This window comes from Ignavibacteriota bacterium, from assembly GCA_016212665.1.
GTDB lineage: Bacteria > Bacteroidota > Ignavibacteria > UBA10030 > SZUA-254 > FW602-bin19.
The window spans coordinates 1-24,790 of record JACREZ010000028.1 but is presented as its reverse complement, the minus strand read 5'-3'; the positions used below and the strand labels follow the sequence as shown (position 1 = coordinate 24,790).

The following is a 24,790-nucleotide window of genomic DNA, read 5'->3' as shown; positions in this document are numbered from 1 at the left end:
GGTGACTGGTTAGTGGTTAATTGGTTAGTTAAAAAAGTTAGTTGTGAGTTGTTAGTGGGTAGTTTTATTCGTTTTGTTGTCGCTTTTGATTTTGAAGATAGACAATATATCCATTTATTCTTTTCAACAATGTGTATGCTTCATTTTTTAGTTCTATGATTTTACTTTCGTCAATATATTTTTCATCATGGCATATATTCAAATCATCTATTAATTCCTCAAGCGAACCGCGTGACTGTCTGATAAATTGAATATTTTCCTGATAGTGAAATCGTCCATGACCTTCTGCTATGTTATTTGTGAGTGAAACCGATGCTCGTCTGATTTGTGACACAAGGTTGAATTTTTCATGTGCTGGGAGTTCCTTCGTTAAAGCATACATTTTAGCTCGGAATTCCCTTGCACTTTTGTAAACTTCTAATTCTTCAAATCCATATTTTGGTCGCTCTGCTTCCATAGTATCGAACTAACAACTCACCATTACCCACTAACCAATCAACGAACTGCTCTCTGCAACACTTTCACAAGGTCAAGTTTTTCCCATGTAAATTCTTTTTCGTTTCGTCCGAAGTGACCGTATGCGGCAGTTTTTCTGTAAATCGGGCGACGGAGGTCGAGCCGGGAGATGATGCCGCGGGGAGTTAAATCCATCGCTCCTCCTTCGACCGCATGTTCTTTCACAATCTTTTCTAATTCGTGGTCGGGAATTCTTCCTGTGTTGTATGTATTGACATGTATCGAAACCGGTTCTTTTACACCGATTGCGTACGCGACCTGAATCAAACATTCTGTTGCGAGTCCGGCGGCAACAATATTTTTTGCAATGTGCCGCGATGCGTATGCCGCGCTCCGGTCAACTTTCGTCGGGTCTTTACCGGAGAAAGCGCCGCCACCGTGCGGTGCGCGTCCGCCGTATGTATCAACAATTATTTTTCTTCCCGTCAATCCGCTATCGCCGTGCGGACCGCCAATTTCAAACATTCCCGTCGGGTTGACAAAGTACCGCGTCTTTTTATCAAGCATGCTCGCGGGAATCACTTTCTTTACAACATTCTCGATAACATCTTCTTTGATTTTCTTTTGCAAAATTTTCGGCGCGTGCTGTGTTGAAACAACAACGGTATGAACACGAACAGGCTTTTTGTTATCATACTCAATTGTCACCTGAGATTTTGCATCCGGTCTGAGGTACGGCATCAACCCGTTCTCTTTTTTCCTAATATCGGCAAGACGCTTTACTAACTGATGCGAATACATTATCGGCATCGGCATGAGTTCCGGTGTTTCCGTACATGCGTACCCGAACATCATTCCTTGGTCTCCTGCGCCCCCTTTGTCAACTCCCATTGCAATATCGGGAGATTGTGAGTGAAGCGCCGAAAGCACCGAACATGAATCTGCATCGAAACCGACACCGGCTTCGGTGTAGCCAATATCTTTGATAACATTGCGGACAATTTTCTGAACGTCAACGTATCCTTTCGTTGTTACTTCACCGCCAACAAGCGCAAGTCCGGTCGTAACAAAACTCTCGCACGCTACGCGTGAAGTGTTATCTTGTTCAAACAGCGCGTCAAGCACTGCATCGGAAATCTGGTCACAAACTTTATCGGGATGTCCTTCCGAGACTGATTCGGAAGTAAACAGGTAAGACATGATGAATCCTTTTAATTAATAAAAATCTATTTCTGAAGAATCGCCAACGTTAATACGCTTGAATCCGCCTTTCACCATTGCATGATTTCCGATAATCGAATTATCAAGCAACGAACGAAACACCTGCGCATCTTCACTGACGATGGAGTTACGAATCACCGAATCTGCAACAACGGTGTTTGCCGCGATGGTTGCGTACGGACCGATGACCGAATGAGTAATCTTTGCTTTGTTGGAAATATACACGGGCGGAACAACAACAACGCCATCAAGATTGTACACGGCTTGTTGTTTATCGAGCAGATGACGATTGGTAGAGAGAAGTGTTTCCGGCTTTCCACAATCGTACCAGCCATCAACCTGAAATGTTTTAATTTTGTCGCCACGTTCCATCATCAGTTGCAACGCATCAGTGAGTTGATACTCTCCTCTTGTCCGAATATCTTTTGCAAGCAACTCATCAATACATTGCTCAAGTAATTTCGGATTTTTAATCCAATATAAACCGACAATTGCAAAGTTACTTGTCGGATGTTCCGGCTTCTCAATAAACTTCGAGACAAATCCTTCGCGCAACTCTGTGATGCCGAACCGGCGCGGGTCTTCAACATACTTCACTCCAATCGAAGTGTGTTCGCTTGTAATCACCGGCTTGAGGTCAACATCAAAAATTGTATCGCCTAGGATGATGAGAAACGGTTCGTCGGTCAGCGTTCCTTTTGCTAGATGAATCGCATGAGCCAACCCCTTCCGTTCTTCCTGTTCTATGAAATCAACTTTGATGGAATAATTCGCATGAACATATTCTTTGATTTTTTCTCCCATGTATCCGACGATGATTGTTGCTTCGGTAAATCCATCAGCAATAATTTTATCAAGGATGTGACCGATGATTGGCTTGCCGGCGACATTGAGAAGAACTTTGGGAAGAGAATAGGTGTGCGGACGGAGTCGGCTACCGACTCCGGCGACGGGAATTACAGCAAGCATGTGGAAGTTATGTGTGTGGCTTTCATGCGGTACTCTGTCTCCCAAACTGGTTCTGCGTCAATGAATGACACAGAACCATGTGAGAGTTTTGTACCCCCAACGAGATTCGAACTCGTGTTACAAGCTTGAAAAGCTCGTGTCCTAGGCCTCTAGACGATGGGGGCTTTTTCCATTGCGGATTGCGGATTGCCAATTTCGGATTGACTCAATCCGAAATCCGAAATTCGCGATCCGCAATTGTTATGTTGGGTGCCCAAAGGGACTTGAACCCTCGACCTCCAGGGCCACAACCTGGCGTTCTAACCAGCTGAACTATGGGCACCATGTATAAGTTATATTCTTTTCTTGAGGTGGCACATTCTGGCGTTTCCTTATAACTATCAGGATTGAACTTCGAGACACCTTTATAACAAACGATGCTTTTTCCGCATTTTTGCAGATGTTGTTTTCTAATGTTCCATCTGATTATTTCACAGGAAAGGAACTCAACGCAAGGCATCGTGATTGAGTGGCGATAAAGATATGGAAAAAAGATGAATTTACAAAGCCATCCATTTCACTCATTAGTGGTACTTTCTCTCTCCTGCTCGAATTGCGAACGGCAAAAAATCCTCCCGTCTCGGAACGGCACAACTGTACTTCGCGCTGTAAGCACAGTACGGGTTGAATGCTTTGTTAAAATCAATTGTGTACTTGTAATTCGGGTCTGCAACTTCATTCCCGATTTCAACATACCGACCGACTTCGTACGTTTCCTTCCCGGTCGTTTCATCGGTAAACCAGACCGATAAATAATTACTCGCCGCATTTGCATCTTTATAGACGTTCAGGTTGAACTCTTCATCCCCTAATTCAATCTTGAAGTATCCATACTTCAGATACTTCCGTTCCTCACCTTTTGTCCCAAGCACTTTTACTTGTTCTGATGTATTATTCTTGTACAATCTTGATGTGAAATAAAATCGAACATCCGGCTCGAACCATTTGATGCCGGAAAAATGAGCCGCGGTATCCTGATTGAACGGAGAATCGGAATGATTCTTGAAAAATAATTCTGCTTCCTGACGGTGAGCGATAATCTCATTCACAATCCGAAGACTATCCTCTGTTGACCATTGACTTGTCTGTTCCTTTTTCTGACAACCGAACAATACAACACACACTACGAATACAACCACAACACGTTTACTCATATCTTGAATCCCACATCCCATATCAATCAGAGAGCATCAAGCATCAAGAACCAATCCGCAATTGGCAATCCGAAATCCGAAATTAACGGGTTTCAATTCCCGCCGCAATCTCCACCTTCAACTTCTGTTCACTCTTCGATTTTCCAACATTCAGAGTGACGGTGTATTCTCCCGACTTTACAAAGGTCTGTCCTTCTCCACCATAATCCGTTAGCAGTTCTCTTGACCATTTCAAATCCCAGATGATCCGATTAATGCCAGGAGTTCCCGCTCCGGAAAGATTGGCAACAACATGTCCTGAAGAATTCGTTACAGAGATTCTTGCTTGTTCTCCGGTGAATTCTTTTATGTAATAATTAATGATTGCTCCTTCCGGCGGATTTGACCCGTGGAATTCGCCTACACCGCCCCAATCCACCCAACCCGAAAGTAAATTGGAACCAAATGCGGGGCGAATAGAAAAGAGATGCGCTTCTTTCACTAAAACACTGTCAGCAAGTTCTTGCAACGGATTAATATCATCAACGACAAACAAACTACGTCCGTGTGTTGCAATCACTAAATCATTTTCTCTGGGATGAATAAGAATATCATCAACTGCTACGGTTGGAATATCGGCAAATTTCATCCACGATGCGCCGCCGTTGAGACTTACAAACAAGTTGAACTCGGTTCCGGCAAACAACAAATTCGGATTTTTCAAATCTTCCCGAAGAACTTTTACCGGACCATCAGCCGGTAAATTATTCGTGATGCTTTCCCAACTTTTTCCTCCGTCAATTGTTTTGAACGCAAGCGGAGAGTAGTTCCCTGCACGATGAGCATCAACAGCCAAATAAGCAACCTTCGTATCAAAATGACTCGCTTCGATTCTGCTGAACCACTGTCCCTGAATTTCACTCGGAAGATTCTTTGTCAGGTCAGTCCAGTTCACTCCATCATCTTCCGTGAGCCAGAGTTTACCATCATCCGTTCCAGCCCACAACAATCCTTTCATGATTGGTGACTCGGCGAGCGTATAGACAACGCCGAAATTCTCCGCACCGCTTCCCGTTGTAACAGTTTTATCGGGATGTTGTGTCGAAAGGTCCGGACTGATGACGCTGAATTTTTCTCCTTTCTCTGTCAACTTGAATACACGATTGCCCGCTAAGTACAGTGCGCCTTTCTGATGCACACTTCCGATAAGCGGAGAGTTCCAGTGAAAGCGAAACGCCTTTTGTCCTTCTGCAGGTTCAGGCCGCAATCCCTTTGATTCTCCGGTTTTCAAATTGAAACGATAGACATATCCTTGTTGAGCTTCTGCATAGACGATGTTTGAATCGAGCGGGTCGAATACACAATAAAATCCGTCGCCTCCTTCAATGTTTATCCAATCGGAATTCATGATGCCGTCTTTTGTTCGTGTGCGGCTCGGTCCCACCCAATTGAGATTATCCTGTAAGCCACCCGCGATGCGATATGGCGTACTCATATCAACAGCGATGCGATAAAATTCTCCCGCAGCAAAGTTGTTGAGAAAATGCCAACTCTTCCCTGAATTGAAACTTTGATATACACCACCATCCGTTCCAAGCAGAACTCGTTTGGGATTCTTCGTGTCAATTGTAAGCGCGTGACAATCGGGATGTACTTTTCCGAAATGGTCTTCACGGAACGTTATACCTCCATCCATCGAAACATGAACAGCATAACCAAGCACATACACTTTCATGCTGTCCGCCGGGTCAACACGAATCTGACTGAAGTAGAACGAACGGGGATTGAGTGCGTTCATTCGTGTCCATGTTTCACCTGCATCGGTTGAGCGAAACACACCGCCGCTTTTACTTTTCACTTCATCAATGCTGACCGTGCCTCCTTCATCGCTTTGGATGATTGCGTATAAAATGTTCGGGTTGTTCTTGTAGATTGTCAACCCGATACGTTGAGTTTGTTTTGGTAAATCGTTCTCAAGTTTCTTCCACGTCGCCCCTGCATCAGTTGATTTGAAAATTCCTCCGGCATCATATCCTGCTGTCAACTCAACACCGGAAGCGAACGACCACGGAGTGCGTTGTCGCGCATACATTGCCGCATAGACATTATTCGGATTCGACGGGTCAATCACAACATCGCCGCAACCGACTCTATCATTGAACGGTTTCGATGTAGTAAGAATTACGTTCCAAGTTTTTCCTCCATCAGTTGTTTTGTACAAACCACGCTCGCCACCGAACGACCACAAATCTCCCATCGCCGCGACATACACAATGTTGGTGTCTGCCGGATGCAGAACAATGCGTGCAATTGTTTTTGATTCCTTCAGTCCGACATTCGTCCACGAGCCACCACCATCGGTCGAGCGATACACACCGTTTCCCCAACTCGAACTGTTTCTGTCGTTTGCTTCACCGGTTCCGACCCATACATGATTCGAGTTTGCAGGTGAAACCGCAACAGCGCCAACCGCCGCAACCGATTCCTTCTCAAACACTGCATCGAACATTGCCCCGTTGCTTGATGTTTTCATCACACCTCCCGTTCCCAGAGCAACATAAAATGTGTAACTGTCATTCGGGTCAATGGCAATCTCCGAAACACGTCCACCCATAATCGCCGGACCGATGCTTCGTGCTTTGAACGTTTTGAGATGAACTTCTGAGAGTGCGAGTTGTGGCTGGACTTCCCGCTTCGGTTTTTGCTTACGTTGAGAGACACCATTGACAGAAATTAAAAGAACAGTAATAAAAATTATGATTGATGAAGTACGCATGGGAAATATAATATTGAGAAATTCTGTGTATTAATTTGTCCTAAATGTAAGAAGCAAACCAGTTATTACCAATTGCAGGTCTACGAAAAATTAAAGTAAATAAAATCAATATTTATCAACAAAAGATTTGAAATACTCACACTCATTGATTACTTCCTGATAATAAGAAGTCATAGTGTATTTGTCCTTCATGATTCTGAAATATTTTCGATATGAAAGATTTTTGATATTTCCATCTTGGTCATTCGGTTTATCCGTGTAGTATTTGTTCTGTTCACATTTTGCTGCCATAAAACAGCAGGTTGCCGCTAATTCATTATTACCCTGATCTTCAGCAAGATTCATCCCTTCAACGTAATGTTGTAACGCGAGTGTACAATCATAGAAATCATTAGTATCCTCAAACAGATAATCATCCCTATTTCGGTGATAATCAATTTTCTCACTCGCATTGCCAAAATGAGTGAGGTTGTAATACGCATTCCCTAATTGAAAATGATACTCTGCTGCATTTGCTGGGTCGCTTTGTAGTAATGATTGCAATTCCAACATTCGTTGTATCATAGTCAACTTATTGTAATGGGTACCAATATCAATTGCAAAATCACAATCCCGGCAATCGTTTATCCGACTGAGAAAGGGATCTGGTACAGATTCCTCAAACAATCCGGGTGGAAGTTTTCTAAAGATGGCTAAAGCATCCTCTAATTTATTTTTAGAAAATAGTATGGTTCCTTTTATCTCATTAAGAAAATTGATTGGACCTTCATTACCATTTCTAAAACTATTTTCGTAATTCCATTCAAACCATGAATTTGAAAGGTCAGCACGTTTCGTATTTAAGAGTATGAACTGTTCAATCCGTGACAATGGTTTTTTCTTAGCAAGCGACAACAACTCTTCAATTTGGTTCATTTGTGGATTAAGTTTTACTGAAGCGATATTATTGTAACATAAAAAAGCTTTTAAAGTATCACCTTGTTTTTCATACAATTTTTCAAATTTATTTATCATAAATTTCAGGAGGTTATTATTATCCGTTGAAACTACACGGTCATACATTTTCTCTTCAACTTCATAATCAATTTTTTGAAGTTGTGATAATTCTGAAATGATTTCAAAAAGGTAAACCATATTCCTCATTTCATCGTCTGTCGAATGCTGTAATAATTCATTATACATTTTATTCGCGCTCATTGCATCTCCAAGAAGATGGTAGGTATATCCAAGCGCTAATTTCCACACATCGGGATTTTTTGTGTCACCCTTTTGCACACAGTTATCAATAAACTTATGCAATTGAGTTAAATACAAAAACCACTCCGTTTTCATTTCATCATTTATTCCTCGAACTCCACGAAATGATTCTAACTTGGTTAAAATGTTATCATCAACTAATATTTTTTCAATTTTATTTATTTCTCGAGTTAATAGAACATTTAGGTAAGGAGAGTTTGAATCAAGTAAATAAATTTCTTTCATTTCCTCCAGAGAATTGCTGAACGATTCTGTTGCTCGTAAGAAATACAATGTAGTTTTTTCGTCCGGTGACTTGCATAAGCTTATACATGCACTCCATATACTATCGTTTTGAATCCTGAAACTTTGAATTGCTCTGTCTCTCATGCTTGGACATCGGCTAAACAATAGTGAGTACAGATATGCTGCTTCAGCTCGAGAATTTAATTTCCACAACGCACCAGCCTTATGACCTAACGCCCAATCTTTTATAATACTCCTAACAGTTAGTGGTTCAACATATTTTTGATAAAGGTCAAGGCAAGATTGAAATTTATCTAAATAATGGGCAAGCCGGACGATTTGGTACCCATACCGCATTTTCAAGTAATCTGATGTGCAAGTCGAATAAAATTGCTTTCCTTGCTCAATTAACATCTCCATAGAATTTCCGTTCTTTGCTAAACGTACTGTTCTGTCTTCTTCTGACCAATCCCAAATATTTGTCACAAAAGGTTCACATTCTTTGGCAAAGCATAAATACTTGATTGATTCAGAATCGTGTTGTTTCCACCAATAATGCAATAATGAATTTTGCAATATTGTATCATTTGGGATTGAATGATTTATAAATTCCTTTATTCGCTTGAGATCACTAAGCGGCATCTTGTACACCAAATATTGTATATCTTCCTCCTTCGGTGTATTCGAAAAATAACTTTTCCATTCCCGAATATTGTCATTCTCGTGAATAGATTCTTTCAACCCTTCATCTTTAGATTGGCCATGAAACATAAAGAATGGAGTATATTCAGGTTCATGAATAATAGTCGGATTAAAGAATTCCGTTATCTCTGGAGTTTCTTCATAACCATACCCACAGCTCTTTGATGTTTCAACTGCAGTAAACAATATGAGGGTAAAACTAATACAGAGAATTGCAAACAGTCGTAATGTCTTCATGGGAATATCTTTTAATAATTCTTTTATCAAGATGATAGAAAATAAGTTTACTCTTTTCACTATCAAAGTAATTTTTAAATATCTCAGTTGAATGGAGTAACTGCTCAACCGATACTTGCTCTATTCTGATTTTGTCATTTTTATACAAGTAAAAATAATCGTGATACGTACTCTGGGTAACATTCACATTATTTGAAGAAATAACATCAAATCTCCCTGAATCCTGAATATCATCCATTGTCAGATTATTAAGAAGATGAACCACCTGTCCTTTACGGATTACAACACCCCATGAAAATAGAGGTAATGCTATGTCAAGAGATAGTGAATAATTACCAAGATATTCTACATACTTCTCCGCAGTTTCAATATTCAGGATTGAGTTTAGTGTTGTCGGGTCTTCCAATTTTCCCATGTTATAAAACATAAGAACACCTCTATCAACAGGAGGCACACCGGTTATTTCTTTATATTTAACCTGATGTAATCGTATCGTGGCTGAAGTGTTAATTCCAATTGTGTGAAAATACGTGCGTATCTTTTTCAGAAAAAGAAAATACGTTTCTTTTGATTTCTCAGACCAATCGCAATCTATCTGAATTTCTTTTATTCCTTTTGAATGAATATTACTTGCTATCTCCTGAATTTTATTAGCAACTCGATTGCTAAGAACTTCTACTTCCCCGATGCGTATGTGGGTAAAAGTTCTATTTGTGATGAAAACGACCGGAATTATTTCATACTCCAAAATTGAATCTGTATCTAATTTAACAGAAGTTATAGGAAGAGGAATTTGTTGTACATCATCCCAATCAACATCGAAAAACTTTACATATAATTGTTCAACATTCAATATTTTTAAGTATTGAAATTCTTCTTCTGAAATAGTCAATGAAGATTTCCAAAAGTAAAAGGAAGGGCTGACAGTCTGCGATGAATCTCGCGAACAATTATAAAAACTTAGTGCTAAACAGCAAAATATACATAACCATCCGCGAGAATTCCGAGTTTTCATCTAAGTATTCTTATCGTATCAACACCAACTTCTTCGTCTCGATAAAACTCCCCGCCTGCAAACGATAGAAATATATTCCACTCGAATAGTTCGAGGCATTCCAGTTCACCGATTGAAAACCAGCCTGTTGTATTTCATCCACCAATGTTGCTACTTCACGACCGAGTATATCAAACACTTTCAATGAAACATTACTTTTCGCTTGTAACTGATAATGTATTACTGTCATTGGGTTGAATGGATTGGGGTAATTCTGTTCAAGACGATAACTGGCAGGAAGTTCCGGCGAAGTTCCGACATCGGTTGTTACATTGAAGACATGAATTGTATCAAACATCGAAAGTCCCTTTCGGGTCAACAAGTAGAGTGTATCTCCCGTTGGCATCGATGCGTTGGCGGTGTAGTCAATAATATTAACACGCCATGTTCTTCTCGTCATTCCGCTTACTTCTTCTTTGAAATACATATTAAAATACGTGGATGAACTTCCTGTTTTAAAATAGACCGATTTAATGAATTCACCGGTCGTTATATTCTTTACGCGATAACTTATTGGTTTTGCAGAAATCCGATTTGATGGCGTATTTGGATAGAGTGTATCAGCAAGTGAAGTATCAACAATTTCAGGATAAAAGATAACGGCATAATCGTTCGGCATTCTGAATCCATTATATCTCAGACTGCTACTACTCGTCCCCCAAAAAAACGGATAGAATGAATAATCTAATTGTTTTTCAGCCGAGTCATTCCATCCCGAACGGGATGAATCCAATACCGTTAGAATATCTTCGTTGTATAATGATAGTCCATCAAATATTGGAGATTCGTTGAATGGAAGTATTGGTTGCTGACTTACCACTTCATATCTCAACGTTGCATCAACAACCGAGAAATACTTTTTGTATTGCGTCGTTGTCGAATCTTTATCGTCAAAGGTGATGATGTAATCATGACCTGTTAATTGAGATGAATCTACGATGTTAACACGCAACGGAATTCGGGCAAAGCCTGAAACAATTTCCCTATGCGAAGCGGCAACACTATCACGCGAATGTATCTTTGTAAAATCATCCAACACAACCTCTGATGATGAATTTCCATCCGAAACAGATAGTTTGATTGTGAGTTTCTTCGTATTCGGGAGGGAAACAAGATTGATATGTACCGGTTGCGGTAATGTATCTGAGGCAACGGTCAGTGTTTGGGAAAGGGAAAACGTGTTTCCCTCGTCAATACTATACAACAGTTGCATGGACATGGAATCAGTTTCTACATCGGCAATTAATATTTCGACGCTGTGTGAATTCGTTTGTATGGTATCTCCTTTTTCAAATCCCTGATTCAACACTTTCAAAAACGGAACTCCATCCTGAATATTGTTTATGGAAACATCATGCGATTGAGCAAAAGCGTAAAGATTTCCTTGCTCATCTTTGATGAAGAGCCTGAAAATACCAAATGGAGTGTCTTGAAAATTCTCCGTTGCGAGTTGATATGAACCGGTATTAGATATTGATTTTTCGACTAACGTCCAATGCTCTCCATAATCAGAACTGTACCAAATATCCACAGTTCCGCCAGAGCGTGTTGAACTCCATTCGATTGTTTCGGTTCCACTTAATTCTCTATGGTTGTTCAAGTTCGTAAATGCTACAGAATGAAGAACCGAATCAATATTAAACTTCGAGTTCCATAATGCTCTTGCCGCAAGCACTTTCTGACCTATCTCATCTTTCGAGTATCCCATGATGAGAGCGGTAACAATTCTTTTTGTTTCATGAGAACCGAGCGAGAAATAATTTGTTCCAAAGATATTGTCGCCATCTTGAGGAGCGGGGATAACACTATCTATTTTGCCGGGTGTAAGATAATTCCAGAGAAATTCATCATCATTCATAGCTGGACTCGCACTAAGAGGGAAATAATGGAAACTTCCAATGTTATTTTCATCTGGAGTGTGAAGAAATGCCTCAGACATTACGCCTACTTTTTGTCCTTGGTTTCCAATGCCATCGGCATCGTAAGAATAAATATATTTGTTCTCTTTATCGATAAAGCAAAGGTCATCATTCAAATCTCCATCACCGCCAAGCATACTCCCTGTTATTTTCCCGAAGACAACTTTCTCATAGTTGTATGTTCCCATATTCGTGATATCATACATTTTTATCAACACATCATTGAAAAGGGGATGTGCAAGCTGGAAATATCTTACGGCAACAGAAATGCCGTATCCCTTCTTTGTTGAATCAGTGGTGTCCGGTAAGAAATACGAATTGAATTCATCATCCCAATAATCATCCATTTGAAAATATGTTTCAAGACCGGGGATAAATTGGTTAGGACCGAGGAAACCATTCCATACATTACTTCCCCATTCAGGATGGTCTGCCCACGTTGAGGGCCATGAAGAAGAATCATTACTTCTTGCAAACGTTGAGGTAGTGGGATTGAGAAATCCGGGGAGAGGATTAAATCCCCAAAAGTACCCATACACCGGATGCTTTTCATTCGATTGTCCATTTCTCGGACCTCGGCTAATAATTACAGGATGAAGTGTCTCGCCGCGCGCATCAACAAATTCAAGTCCAATCATTGGTATTGCATCGCCGATGTAATACTGACCTGAACCCCGGGGCCATTCGCCGCGAACATCTACACCGGTGTTAAACCCGGAAATCTGTCCGTCGTTATACACTGAAAGACCGATATTGTTACCATCCAGCACCGTCATCTTACGCAGTGTCGGGTCTCCGTGCTGAGCAAATAAATTAATAGAACTCAAGAACAAACAAATGATGCAACTGAATAATCGAAGCTTCATAGCTCCTCCTAATTGTTATGTGAATAGTATGGATTTGTTTGGGTGGAAAGTTACTTTATTTCATTTACAAATCAAACTACATTGACATAAAACCGGATTTTTCTTTCGCACTCAATGTCTCATTCATCGAGCCGGAGCGGTAGCCTTGCAAGTCGAGCGTAACGTAGGTAAAGCCGAGCGCTTTGAGATGCGATACGATTTGTTCGCGCACTGTTGCATCAAACAAACGCGCAAGTTCTTCCGGTGCAACTTCGATGCGGGCGGTTTTATCATCGTGGTGACGAACGCGGAAATATTTGAATCCCAAATCTCTCAGCAACGATTCTGCCGAATCAACTTTCATAAGGTTCTCCTTGGTAATTCCGAAATAATAGGGGAAGCGGGAAGCAAGACATGCGAACGAACCTTTCTCCCACGTCGGCAAGCCGAGATGTTTGGAAAGTTCCCGTACCTCCGCTTTCGAGAGTTCCGCTTCGAGTAACGGCGAGCGGACATTGTTTTCTTTCTTCGCTTTCATCCCCGGCCGGAAATCTCCGACATCATCGGTAATTGTTCCGTCGGCAATCCACGGAATATTTTTTTTCTCAGCAATGATGTGGAGTTTCGAGAATAATTCTGTCTTGCAGAAGTAACACCTGTTGGGAGGATTCTCCTGAAATTTGAGATTATCCGTTTCTTCCGTCGTAACTACTTCGTAGCGCGCGCCGAAACTCTCTGCAAGGTTCACCGCTTCTTCATATTCACGCGTCGGATATGTTTCGGATTTTCCGATGACGGCAAGCGCGTTCTTCCCAAGAACATCTGTTGCAACTTTCAGAAGAAGCGTGCTGTCAACTCCGCCTGAGTAGCCAATCACTACCGAACCGAGCGAACGTAACACTTCTGTTAGTTTAAGATATTTCGAGTGGAGAAGTGGAGTAATGGAGTGATGGAGAATATCGAGTGTTCCGTCTTTCATCAAAAAAATGTCTGAGTGATAGTTTTATATAGAATAATTTCACTGTAGGCGCGACCATTACGGTTGCGTCTCCGCATCAAACCGTAGACTTAAAATCAGAGTCTATTTTTTATACAGATTTTATTAAATGTTTCTACTTCGTTAGAAGAATATTGGTAAATTCTTTGATGGAACGAACGCCGGGGAATTCTTTTTCAAAACGTTTTCTGTTTTCTGGGTTGAGTTCAAACGCTTTCTTGAGTGTTTCGATGGCTTCGAATGTTTTCCTTTGGAGGAATAACACTTTCGCTTTGCTATAGAATGCGTCGCTCCACTCCGGTTTCAACTCAATACATTTGTTGAATGCTTTCAATGCTTCGCGATAGTAACCGTACTCCAGCAACGTTTCTCCCAGGTCCAGCCACGCTTCGAGATTGAGCGGGTCGTATCGAACAGCCATCTTGTATGCGATAATTGCTTCTCGCCATTTACCCAAGTTATAGGCAATATTCGCTTTCGCATACCACAGGTCAGGAATATTCTTCTTCACTGAGAGCGCTTTGGTGAAATCATTATACGCTTTCTTCGGCTGTTCCAACACATCATAACAACACCCGCGCGCAAACAACGATTCTACATGTAACGGCTCGTAGCGCAACGCAACCGTATAACACTTGATTGCTTCCTTCAACATTTCCATATCCTCGTACGCGCTTCCCATGTTGTGCCATGAAGCAATATCTTCGGGCTGAATACGGATGGATTGCTTGTAACATTCTATCGCATCATGTAATCGTCCTAAGTTCGCGAACGCATTTCCCTTGTTGAACCATGCATGGAAAAAATTTTCTTTGATGGCAAGAGCGAAATCGTAACTGTCAATTGCCTGAATATATTTTCCAATCTTGTTCAGTACAATACCTCGATTGTACCACGCGGCGTGATTATACGGGTCGCTGTCCAACGTCCGTTCATAGCACTTGAGTGATTCTTCAAACTGTTCAAGCACATCATAACAAAATCCGAGTTCGTGCCAGGCATCGGTCTGTTCGGGATTCATCAAAAGGAGAGATTTCAACGACGCTACAGCATCGTTCCAGCGATTCATTCGTTCAAGCGAAAGCACTTTGCTGATAAGCGCATCACTATCTTCCGGGTGTTGTTCCAGCACGGAATCATACCATTGAATCGCTTCATCGAACCGGGCAAGACTATCGAGCGAAAGTCCGCACGCGATGGAGAACTCCGATTCTGACGGGTCGAGACTTACCGCTTTACTAAAACTTTCCAACGCTTCCTGATGCCGCTCAAGATGGCTGAGTGCCAGCCCTTTGTTATACCAGTTCTCCGCACTGTAGGGAACATATTCTAACAGGATATTGGCAAAGTGCAATGCTTCATTGTACTTCGCGTACCGAAGATAAATCGAGACGATTTCTTCGAGAAGTTCAACATTGCCCGGGCTGAATTTCTCTTTTCTCAATCGCTCTTCTAATTCCTTGAGCGAATCGTCCGGATTATTCTTGTTCGCTTTCGATGCATCAGCATCGTTGTCGAAATTTTCAAAATCAAAATCTTGCATTACGTCTTTGTCGTTTTCAAACTCATTGATGGTGTTGCGCTAATATAAAGAAAAAAAAACCGAGAAGTCAAGAAAAATACACACGATTGTTGAAGAAAATCGCTTTGTTTATCAGGGTATTTTCTTGTATATTGACAGCCCTAAATTTCACCTTTTTTATACATAAGTACGTTGGTATAGCATGCCTTTAATGACAAGAATACGCGAGAACATGACGAAAGCATTTGCAATTTTTGCAGGTGTTTTTGTGGTTTATATCGTTCTCGATTGGGGAATGGACCTCACGGGACGAAAACAGGCTTCCCGCAACATCGAATCACAGGAAATCGGAAACGTCAACGGACACAGCATTTCTGCGAAAGACTTTGCAGAACTTGTCCGCCAAGCGGCTGAAAATCAGAAAGCACAGACAGGTCAGGAGCTTGATGAAAATCAGTTGCGCACGTTGAGAGACCAAATCTGGAATCAGGTCGTTGAAGAAAAGTTGTTTGAAGATGAAATTGCTCGTCTCGGTATTTCCGTTACCGACCAGGAAATTATTGACTGGGTAAAGGGAGACAATCCCCCTGCCTTTCTTGTTCAACAATTCACCGATTCGACCGGAACATTTAACCGGGCGGCGTATGATAACGCAATTCAAAACCCGCAGAACGCTCAAATCTGGGTTAAGGTTGAAGACTACCTCCGCAAACAACGCCAGCGTGAAAAACTCCAGAGCATGATTATGGCGGGAACGCGCGTTACCGAGAACGAAATTCTTCAACGCTTCATTGACCAGAATATTAAGTACGATGCTGATTGTATTCTCTTCGACCCGAACGTCATGGTAAAGGATGAAGAAGTTACGGTGACAGACGACGACATGAAAAAAGTCTATAACGAAAACTCAGAGGAATTCAAACAAGAAGCAACGCGAAAATTAAAGTATGTGAATTTCCCGGTTGCACCGTCAGCAGCAGACACAGAAGCAGTCATGAATGAAATGGCTGACCTGAAAAGAAAAGCATCGGAAGGAGCGGACTTTGTTGAACTTGCGAAAACATATTCCGAAACTCCGGTCGCAGAAACATTTTTCAAACACGGTGAACTGAACCCGGACAAAGAAACATCGGTCTTCGCCGCGAACGCCGGAGACGTAATCGGACCAACAACAGAACCCGACGGGTATCATCTCATCAAAGTGCTTGAGTTCAAAGAAGGCGCAGATGAATTTGTACGCGCAAGTCATATTCTCGTGAACATCGAAAATAATGACAGCGTAAAAGCGCTCAAAGAAGCAAAAGATATTTTTGCCAAAACAAAGACGGAAGATTTCGCTCAACTCGCCGTGCAATTTTCTAAAGATGGTTCGGCGGCGAAAGGCGGCGACCTCGGTTGGTTTGGAAAAGGAAGAATGGTGAAACCGTTTGAAGATGCTGCTTTCAAAGCAAAAGTCGGACAGATAGTCGGACCGGTGAAAAGCCAGTTCGGGTATCACATTATCAAAGTCACTGCAAAAGATAAGCGCGAAGTGAAGATTGCCGACATTCACATGCAGGTTCGGTTGAGTTCATCAACACGGGAAAATATTCTCCAGCAGGCACAAGACCTCGCGTATATTTCGAAAGAGAGCGGAGACTTGTTAAAACATGCAACCGAACTGAATTTTCAGGTAACGGAAACACAATCATTTCAAAAAGATGCTGTTATTCCCGGAATCGGAATGCACTCTGGTTTGAGTAAATTTGCATTCACCGGAAAACTTGGCGACGTGAGCGATGTTCAAACACTTCCCAACGGCGGATACGGCGTATTTATGATTTCCGATATTAAAGATGCAGGTCTCCGTCCGTTTGAAGAACTGAAAACGACGCTTGAACCCCGAGTGAAGCGTGAAAAGAAGATGGAGAAAATAAAATCAACCGTTGAACAAGTTCGACAACAATTTTCTCCTTCAGATAGTTTGAGTAAGATTTCAATCATTAAGCCGGGCTTTACCGCACAAAATCTCCGTCAATTTTCCTTGAATGGATTTGTTCCGAACATTGGCAGAGATTTGAAATTCTCCGGCGCAGTTTCCAAGATGAATGTCGGTGAATTATCGGGAGTAGTTGAAGGACAACGCGGGTATTATATTGTGAAGTTACTCAGCAAATCGAATTTTGATTCGACTGCCTATAATGCACAGAAAAACAATCTTCGTACTCAGTTGATGTCTGAACGACGCAACAAGGCATTCTCCGATTGGTCAACAAAATTAAAGAAGAATGCCGAAATCGTTGACAACCGTGACATGTGGTATCGTTAATCCGAATGTTGGATAATCGGATTACAGTAATGTAACCTTATGAGATTTTCAAATCAATGGAAAACCATCATCACGTTTGTGGTGATGGTTTTTTGTTTTCAGCCCGCTGAATCTCAAACATCCCGCTATGCGCTGTCGGTCAACGGCTCCATCACAACTTCCTCCCGGTTATTTTATCATCCATTTGACCCCGACGAAGTAACACGAAACCAATCTCTCCCGCTCAATGGAGTTTGGGGAGTTGGAATTGATATCCGTCGTGAACTCGGATGGAACATTCAGGTAGGAGTAAACATAGAACTACTTTGGAATGAGGTTGAAGTGGAAATTCCCGGCAATCAAAAGAAAATTCTTACTACCGATGGATATAGAGCGCTTCCGGTTGAACTTTCAGGATATTTCTCTATTCCCTTCAGTACGGAAAAATTTCGGATGTATATGGGAGGCGGGGTCGGAATGTATTTCGGTGAACGAAAATATTCCTACGCTGGTGTTGAGTCGAAAATTACCGAGCGAACTCCGGGAATCGGAATTCATGTATTAAGCGGATTTGAGTTCGCACTTACATCCGGTATCGCGATTCGCACTGAACTAAAATTTCGCGATGTGCAGTTTGAATCCACCAACGTCTTTCCGCTCGATGCAACATTCCCTCCTTCAACTCCGCTTCCGGAACAAACACCGTTTCCCTCGAAAATCAGTATTGACGGAATACAGTTTGGCGCGGGACTCGTGTATCAGTTTTAACCGTTTTTTTTTATGACAAAACACACGAGAATATATTTCACCGGTTTTATGGGAAGCGGAAAAAGTACGCTCGCTCCACCTGTTGCAAATGTACTTGGGTTTGATTCGCTTGATTTAGATGTGGAAATTGAACATCGTGTCGGTTACTCTGTTTCAGAAATATTTGAACAGCATGGTGAACTGTATTTTCGCAGACTTGAGCAGGAATTGTTACAAGAGTTTTCAACAAGACAAAATATTGTTGTTGCTCTCGGGGGAGGAACCGTGGCGTTTGAAAATAATCTCGAACAAATTAAATCAAATGGCTTGTTAGTCTACTTGGAAGTCGAACCGGATATTCTTCTCAAACGCATTCGACGAAAACAACATCGTCCACTCCTCAAAGATTCAAGCGGCGCACAGTTACCCGAAACCGCGATGCGGGAAAAAATTATTTCCCTTCTTCAAATTCGCGAGCACTATTACAATCAGGCAGATATAACAATCACTATGGATGACTCAAGTATCGCGTTGACAGTTGATAAAGTAGTCCGGCTTCTCCGAAAGCACGTTCAGGAATAACAGAACAGGCTTTTGCCTGTTACATCATACTTAGGTGAAACAGACAGGAATGCTTGTCCTGCCTACACAAATTACACACCTGTCGAAAACACAATCGTTCGCTTTCCCGAAATAATTATTCTCCGTTCGAGATGCGCTTTCACTGCACGCGCCAATACAATTCGTTCGATGTCGATCCCGATACGCGAGAGTTCTTCTATCGTCTGTTCGTGATTTACCCGTTCAACATCCTGCTCAATAATAGGTCCGCCATCTAACTCAGCAGTCGCATAGTGTGCGGTTGCGCCAATCATTTTCACGCCGCGCTCGTACGCCTGCTGATACGGACTCGCCCCCTGAAATGCCGGAAGAAACGCATGATGGATATTGATGATTCTTCCCGCGTATTCTTCAACAAACTCTTTTGATAAAACTTGCATATATCTTGCCATCACGACAACATCAATCCTGTATTGACGTAACAACTTTTGCAGTTCTTCTTCTTGTTTGATTTTTGTTTCCGGGGTTACGGGCAGGCAAACGAATGGTATCCGGAACTTATCTGCAATGTGTTCCAGCGCAGGACGGTTGCTGACGATAAGCGGAATCTCGCATGGCAATTCTCCCTCCTGCTGACGTACTAACAAATCATACAAACAATGCGGGGCTTTCGTTACAAGAATTGCCGTTTTCTGAATATAATCCGAATAATGTACAGACCAGCGGAGTTGATACTCTTTCCCGAACTCAGCGAATTCATCCTCCAATTGCTTGCGTGAAACGTTCAGTGAGTTCATGTCCAATTTCAGCCGCATGAAATACTGGTTTCGTTCGACATCAGTGTATTGCTGGCAATGCAGAATATTAAACCCGCGTTCATAAAAAAATGTGCTGATGCTTGCCACCAATCCTTTTCGGTCGGGACAATCAATGAGAAAGATAATGGAGTTCATAGATATGTTGAATAGTTTGTTGGATGAAAATACAGAAAGTCGAATGAAAACAAAAAGCCGATTCAATCATTGAACCGGCTTCGTACTATTTTCTGATTACTCAAGTACTGACTACTCAATACTCAAATACTGACTTCAATCATTCCCGATAAACTTCAACCAACCCCGCGTATCGTTTCCTTGGTGAACGACATCGAAGAATTGCCGCTGAACTTCTTTGGTAATTGGTCCGGGTTTTCCTTCACCAACGGGAAATCCGTCAACGGAACGAATCGGTGTAATTTCCGCCGCGGTTCCGGTAAAGAAGATTTCATCAGCGATATGCAGAAGTTCGCGGGCAACAGGCGCTTCGATGACACGGTAGCCGCTGTTGCGGAGTAACGTCATCACGGATGAACGTGTAACACCAGGTAAAATGCTTGAAGTCAGTGGAGGTGTAAGAACATCTCCATTCTTGATGATAAAAATATTCTCTCCGCTTCCTTCGCTGACAAAGCCGTGAACATCGAGAGCGATTCCCTCAACATACCCGCGCTTCACCGCTTCGGTTTTGATGAGTGATGCGTTCAGATAATTCCCTCCCGCCTTTGCAATTGTCGGCATCGTGTTTGGCGCGGGGCGCGCCCACGACGAAACGCAAACGTCAATGCCGTTGTTCAGCGCTTCGCCGCCGAGATACGTTCCCCAGTCCCACACGGCAATCGTAACATCAACCGGATTGTTGAGCGGGTTAACGCCGACATCGCCATAGCCGCGATACACAATCGGGCGGATATAACATGCGGGAAGTTTGTTGGCAAGAATAGTTTGAATGACAGCATCTTCAAGTTGTTGTTTCGTGTATGGAATTTCCGCATGATAAATTTTGCACGAATCATACAACCGTTCGAGATGTTTTTCGAGACGGAAAATTGCAGAGCCTTTCTTCGTGTCGTAACAGCGGATTCCCTCGAACCAACTGGAGCCATAATGAATCACATGCGAGAGAATATGAATCTTTGCATCGTTCCAGTTGACGAGCGTTCCATTCATCCAGATTTTTTCTACAGGTTTTACGGGCATACGGTTTTCTTTCTTAGTTAGAGTTGTTGTTCATAGATACGATACGTCTTATAGCATTTGGCGTTCATCAAATCAGCGGCGCGGTTCATCATCACGTTATCTTCCAGTACCCAACTTGCTTCACCGTAATCGTAACCTAACTTCTTCGCGCGTTTTGCAGTTTCATAAAACAGCACCGCCGCCGCGCCTGTCTTCAAATATTCAGGCACAACGCCAAGCACAATAATCCGTACTTGATTAATCAACTTTTTGTAACGAAATAAACAATACAAACCCGGCAATAAATAACCGCGTTTGTTGTATTTCAGTGGAGTATTTAAATCGGGAAGAGAAAGTGCAAACCCGATTGGCTCGCCTTTGTATTCGGCGATAATGACCAATTCCGGCTCCACGACCGGTTTCAAATCTTTTGCCAGCGCGTCAAACTCTTCATCGGTCATCGGCACTGCGCCCCAGTTATATTGCCATGCCTTATTGTAGAGGAGTTTGATTTTCCGTACTTCGTTTTCAAACTCTTTCATGTTGATACTTCGAAACGTCATGCCGACTTTTTGAAGCACCAGATTATTCACACGCTCAAGTTTTTCCGTATAAACCGTTTTCTGTGAAAGCAAATACGCGTATAAATCTTTTGCCTTCTTGAATCCTGCACGCTCAAGCAGTTGCGGATAATATTCCGGGTTGTACGGCATCAACACAACAGGCGGCAACATGAAACCATCAATCAGTAATCCGTACTCATCATTCACCGATGGACTTGCGGGACCACGCACCGCGGTCACGCCTCGTTCTTTCAACCACGACTTTGCGGTCTTCACCAATTCATCGGCGACATTCTGTTCGTTGATTGATTCAAAGAATCCGAAGAAACCAATGTTCTCGTTATGTTCTTTGTTATGGTTATGGTTGATGATTGCGCCGATTCGTCCGACCGCTTCACCGTTTCTCCGTGCGATGAAAAATTCTGCTTCAGCATGTTTGTAGAACGGATTCTTTTTTTTGTCCATCAACTTTCTTCTGTCCATGAGAAGAGGCGGAACCCAGAATTCATTTCGCTCATAGATTTTCCATGCAAGACGGATGAATTCTTCCCGCTCTTTTTTTGTGCGAACCGGTTGAATTGAAATTGAACTCATAACACGGAAAGAACGAGGATAGGATAATACAATGATGAAGAAACGTGGGAAACAAGAGAGAATAGCATGTTCAATCTCTCTGTCACGGAATCAATCCTAATTTTTTTCCGACAATACCAAACAGTTCCAAAATACGGTCGAGGTGTTCGTCCTCATGCGTTGCCATGTAACTTGTCCGCATCATCTGTAAACCCTGCGGCACACCCGGACTGATGAACGCATTGACAAACACGCCATTGTCATACAATGCTCTCCAGAATGTAAATGCCAGCATGTCATCTCCAACAATAACCGGAACAATCGCCGTTTTGCTTTCAATGATTTTGAAACCGAGTTGTTTGAATCCGTTCCGCATTTTGTTCGCGTTGTAGATGAGTTTGTCAATGCGTTCCGGTTCCGCTTCGAGAATATCAAGCGCGGCAAGAGCGGCGGCAACCGAAGCCGGAGTCGGACTTGCACTAAAGATGAGCGCAGGTGATGTATGTTTGATAAAATTAATCACTCGTTCTGTCCCGACGACAAACCCACCGAGCGATGCAAACGTTTTGCTGAACGTTCCCATCGTCATATCAATTTCTTTTTCAAGACCAAAATAACTCGCTGTTCCGCGCCCCCCTTTTCCAATGACTCCGACTGAATGTGCATCATCCACAAGAATACGCGCGTTGTGTTGTTTGGCAATTTCCACCAGCCGCGGCAATTCTACAATATCACCCGTCGTACTGAACACGCCATCCGTAACAATCAACTTTCCTGCATGAGCAGGCAACCGGGAAATCTGTCGCTCCAAATCGTTCATGTCGTTATGTTTGAAACGTATGACTTCCGCGAACATTCCCTTTGCCATCAAAGTCCCGGCAACGATACATGCGTGATTATCTTTATCAGTGAGAATATATTCGCCTCGCTGTGCAAGCGTCGGAATAATTCCCTGCGCCGTTTGGTAGCCGGTACTGAATAACAAACACGCTTCCGCGCCCATGTACTTTGCAAGACGCGCTTCAAGTTCGTTGTGCAGGTCAAGCGTTCCCGTCAAGTAACGCGAACCGGAACAACCTGTTCCGTATTTTTCCACTGCCTTGAGCGCGGCTTCTTTTACTTTTGGGTGCGCGGTCAATCCCAAATAATTGTTCGAGCCAGCCATAATCACTTTCTTGCCTTCGATTTGAACTACGGGACCTTCGTTCTCTTCGATAGCGCGGAAGTAGGGATAAAAACCGGCGGCTTTTATTTCATCAGCGCGGGTAAAATCCCAGCACTTCTGAAAAAGGTCAACGGGTTGCTTAGGTTGTTCTGTGATTGGTTCTTGAGTTTCGGGAATTGACTGTGACATAAAAATGATTTGAACGAAGTACTTCGATGAACGATTTCCTTGAAAAACGACTCACCTTCTCTGAAAAAATGAGAGGATTGTGTGGAAATTTTTTTTTGAATATACTCCAATATCCCTTAAAAAACAATCAGTTGTTGAACCATCCAAACTATTTGAAATCAGAAAATAAATGAAAGTTTTCATCACCGGAGCCACCGGGTTTATCGGCAGTCACCTCGCAGAATCGCTTCACGCAAAGGGTTACCAGTTACGTTGCCTGATTCGGAAAACATCGTCGCTTGAATACATTAAGCATCTTCCCATCGAATACGTGTATGGAGATTTATTCGATGACAAGGCATTGCAATCAGCAGTCGCCGATGTTGATTATGTTTATCATTTCGCCGGAGTCACGAAGGCGAAAACAAAGGAAGAATATTTTCGCGGCAATCATCTTGCAACAAAGAATCTCCTTCACGTCGTGTTGAAAACAAATCCTGAGTTGAAGCGATTTGTTCACGTCAGCAGTCAGGCGGCAGTCGGACCGAGTTTGGGTGATAAAGCAGTTGACGAACAAACACTGTTTCATCCAATCACGACATACGGCATCAGTAAGATGGAAGCAGAGAAGGAATGTTTACGGTTGCTCGATAAACTTCCTATCACGATAACTCGTCCTCCGGCAGTCTATGGTCCCCGCGACAAAGACGTGTTTGAATTTTTCAACACGATGAACAAGGGCTTACAACCGATGATTGGCTTCGGGAAAAAATATGTCAGTTTGGTTCATGTAAAAAGTTTGGTTGATGGAATTATTCTCGCCGGCGAACATCCGAACGGAGTCGGGCAGATATATTTTATCTCCAGCGAACGCTTCTATCATTGGAAGGAAATCGGAGAATTGACGGCAAGCATCATGCAGAAAAAAGTTCTCCGGCTGAAAATTCCCGAAGCAGGAGTTTACGTCATCGGCTTCTTTGCCGAAATCTTTTCCAAGTTTAGTTCGAAACCGGCACTGCTCAATCTTGAAAAAGTAAAAGACATTATTCAGGATGCGTGGACGTGCGATGTGACGAAAGCGAAAAAAGAACTTGGTTACCGTGAAACTATCAATTTGGAAGAAGGAATTCGAGGAACAGTCGAATGGTATAGGAAAAATGGTTGGTTAAAGTGATTTTGACGGCAGGGAACAATTTCGTATCTTAGCATCGCAATTTTGGTCGCGGGGTGGAGCAATTGGTAGCTCGTTGGGCTCATAACCCAAAGGCTGCAGGTTCAAGTCCTGCCCCCGCTACAAGTAAAGCTGATTTCAGAAGATGAAATCAGCTTTTTTATTATTCAGTTATGTCGTTTTGCATATACATCATATTGAGCAAGGAG

At 42.4% G+C, this 24,790-nt stretch carries 18 protein-coding genes and 3 tRNA genes; 5 read left to right on the top strand and 16 right to left on the bottom strand.

Features of this window, described 5'->3' with window-relative positions:
- Positions 1-64: 64 nt before the first annotated feature.
- The 12 genes from HY960_09910 to HY960_09855 all read right to left on the bottom strand — a co-directional run bounded on the left by HY960_09910 (position 65) and on the right by HY960_09855 (position 15,373).
- The gene (locus tag HY960_09910) at positions 65-457 is read right to left on the bottom strand and encodes a four helix bundle protein (GenBank protein ID MBI5216055.1); all 393 of its coding nucleotides are present in this window, start codon (positions 455-457) and stop codon (positions 65-67) included.
- 38 nt (positions 458-495) lie between these two features.
- On the bottom strand, positions 496-1,656 hold the full coding sequence (locus tag HY960_09905) for a methionine adenosyltransferase (protein ID MBI5216054.1): 1,161 nt from the start codon (positions 1,654-1,656) through the stop codon (positions 496-498).
- 15 nt (positions 1,657-1,671) lie between these two features.
- The gene (locus HY960_09900; GenBank protein MBI5216053.1) at positions 1,672-2,646 is read right to left on the bottom strand and encodes an NTP transferase domain-containing protein; all 975 of its coding nucleotides are present in this window, start codon (positions 2,644-2,646) and stop codon (positions 1,672-1,674) included.
- Between the two features lie 91 nt (positions 2,647-2,737).
- Positions 2,738-2,810: transfer RNA gene (locus HY960_09895), tRNA-Glu, on the bottom strand.
- Between the two features lie 84 nt (positions 2,811-2,894).
- Positions 2,895-2,968 (bottom strand) — tRNA-His (locus HY960_09890).
- A 241-nt stretch (positions 2,969-3,209) separates the two neighbouring features.
- Positions 3,210-3,839, bottom strand: coding sequence for a DUF1684 domain-containing protein (locus HY960_09885; protein MBI5216052.1), 630 nt, complete (start codon positions 3,837-3,839; stop codon positions 3,210-3,212).
- A gap of 82 nt (positions 3,840-3,921) precedes the next feature.
- Positions 3,922-6,594 carry a hypothetical protein gene (locus tag HY960_09880; protein ID MBI5216051.1) on the bottom strand — a complete coding sequence of 891 codons (2,673 nt, stop codon included), beginning with the start codon at positions 6,592-6,594 and terminating at the stop codon, positions 3,922-3,924.
- A 105-nt stretch (positions 6,595-6,699) separates the two neighbouring features.
- Complete coding sequence (locus HY960_09875; GenBank protein ID MBI5216050.1) at positions 6,700-9,015, bottom strand: hypothetical protein; 2,316 nt, start codon at positions 9,013-9,015, stop codon at positions 6,700-6,702.
- Positions 8,978-9,907 carry a hypothetical protein gene (locus tag HY960_09870; GenBank protein ID MBI5216049.1) on the bottom strand — a complete coding sequence of 310 codons (930 nt, stop codon included), beginning with the start codon at positions 9,905-9,907 and terminating at the stop codon, positions 8,978-8,980. Before HY960_09870 ends, HY960_09875 begins: the two co-directional genes overlap by 38 nt.
- 133 nt (positions 9,908-10,040) lie before the next feature.
- The gene (locus tag HY960_09865) at positions 10,041-11,777 is read right to left on the bottom strand and encodes a T9SS type A sorting domain-containing protein (protein ID MBI5216048.1); all 1,737 of its coding nucleotides are present in this window, start codon (positions 11,775-11,777) and stop codon (positions 10,041-10,043) included.
- 1,153 nt (positions 11,778-12,930) lie between these two features.
- Positions 12,931-13,812, bottom strand: coding sequence for an ATP-dependent sacrificial sulfur transferase LarE (gene larE / locus HY960_09860; protein ID MBI5216047.1), 882 nt, complete (start codon positions 13,810-13,812; stop codon positions 12,931-12,933).
- Between the two features lie 133 nt (positions 13,813-13,945).
- Entirely contained in the window at positions 13,946-15,373 is a 1,428-nt protein-coding gene (locus HY960_09855; GenBank protein MBI5216046.1) for a tetratricopeptide repeat protein, read from the bottom strand.
- 211 nt (positions 15,374-15,584) lie between these two features.
- Between HY960_09855 and HY960_09850 the strand changes: the two genes are divergently transcribed.
- Genes HY960_09850 through HY960_09840 form a run of 3 tightly spaced genes read left to right on the top strand, consistent with a single transcriptional unit; the run spans position 15,585 to position 18,968 of the window.
- Positions 15,585-17,660, top strand: coding sequence for a peptidylprolyl isomerase (locus HY960_09850; GenBank protein MBI5216045.1), 2,076 nt, complete (start codon positions 15,585-15,587; stop codon positions 17,658-17,660).
- A 39-nt stretch (positions 17,661-17,699) separates the two neighbouring features.
- Positions 17,700-18,407 carry an outer membrane beta-barrel protein gene (locus HY960_09845; protein ID MBI5216044.1) on the top strand — a complete coding sequence of 236 codons (708 nt, stop codon included), beginning with the start codon at positions 17,700-17,702 and terminating at the stop codon, positions 18,405-18,407.
- A gap of 12 nt (positions 18,408-18,419) precedes the next feature.
- Positions 18,420-18,968 (top strand): shikimate kinase, encoded by a 549-nt coding sequence (locus tag HY960_09840; protein ID MBI5216043.1) that lies wholly within the window; start codon positions 18,420-18,422, stop codon positions 18,966-18,968.
- A gap of 71 nt (positions 18,969-19,039) precedes the next feature.
- On the opposite strand, the gene purU is transcribed toward HY960_09840, so the two are convergent.
- From purU to HY960_09820, 4 genes are all read right to left on the bottom strand, one after another.
- Positions 19,040-19,900 carry a formyltetrahydrofolate deformylase gene (gene purU / locus HY960_09835; GenBank protein MBI5216042.1) on the bottom strand — a complete coding sequence of 287 codons (861 nt, stop codon included), beginning with the start codon at positions 19,898-19,900 and terminating at the stop codon, positions 19,040-19,042.
- A gap of 135 nt (positions 19,901-20,035) precedes the next feature.
- Positions 20,036-20,962, bottom strand: a complete 927-nt coding sequence (locus HY960_09830; protein ID MBI5216041.1) for a branched-chain amino acid transaminase — start codon at positions 20,960-20,962, stop codon at positions 20,036-20,038.
- Positions 20,963-20,979: 17 nt separating this feature from the next.
- The gene (locus HY960_09825) at positions 20,980-22,098 is read right to left on the bottom strand and encodes a hypothetical protein (protein MBI5216040.1); all 1,119 of its coding nucleotides are present in this window, start codon (positions 22,096-22,098) and stop codon (positions 20,980-20,982) included.
- 82 nt (positions 22,099-22,180) lie between these two features.
- The gene (locus HY960_09820) at positions 22,181-23,431 is read right to left on the bottom strand and encodes a pyridoxal phosphate-dependent aminotransferase family protein (protein MBI5216039.1); all 1,251 of its coding nucleotides are present in this window, start codon (positions 23,429-23,431) and stop codon (positions 22,181-22,183) included.
- A gap of 169 nt (positions 23,432-23,600) precedes the next feature.
- On the opposite strand from HY960_09820, the gene HY960_09815 reads away from it, so the two are divergent.
- Positions 23,601-24,584, top strand: a complete 984-nt coding sequence (locus HY960_09815; protein MBI5216038.1) for an NAD-dependent epimerase/dehydratase family protein — start codon at positions 23,601-23,603, stop codon at positions 24,582-24,584.
- Between the two features lie 47 nt (positions 24,585-24,631).
- Positions 24,632-24,704: transfer RNA gene (locus tag HY960_09810), tRNA-Met, on the top strand.
- Positions 24,705-24,790: the final 86 nt, after the last annotated feature.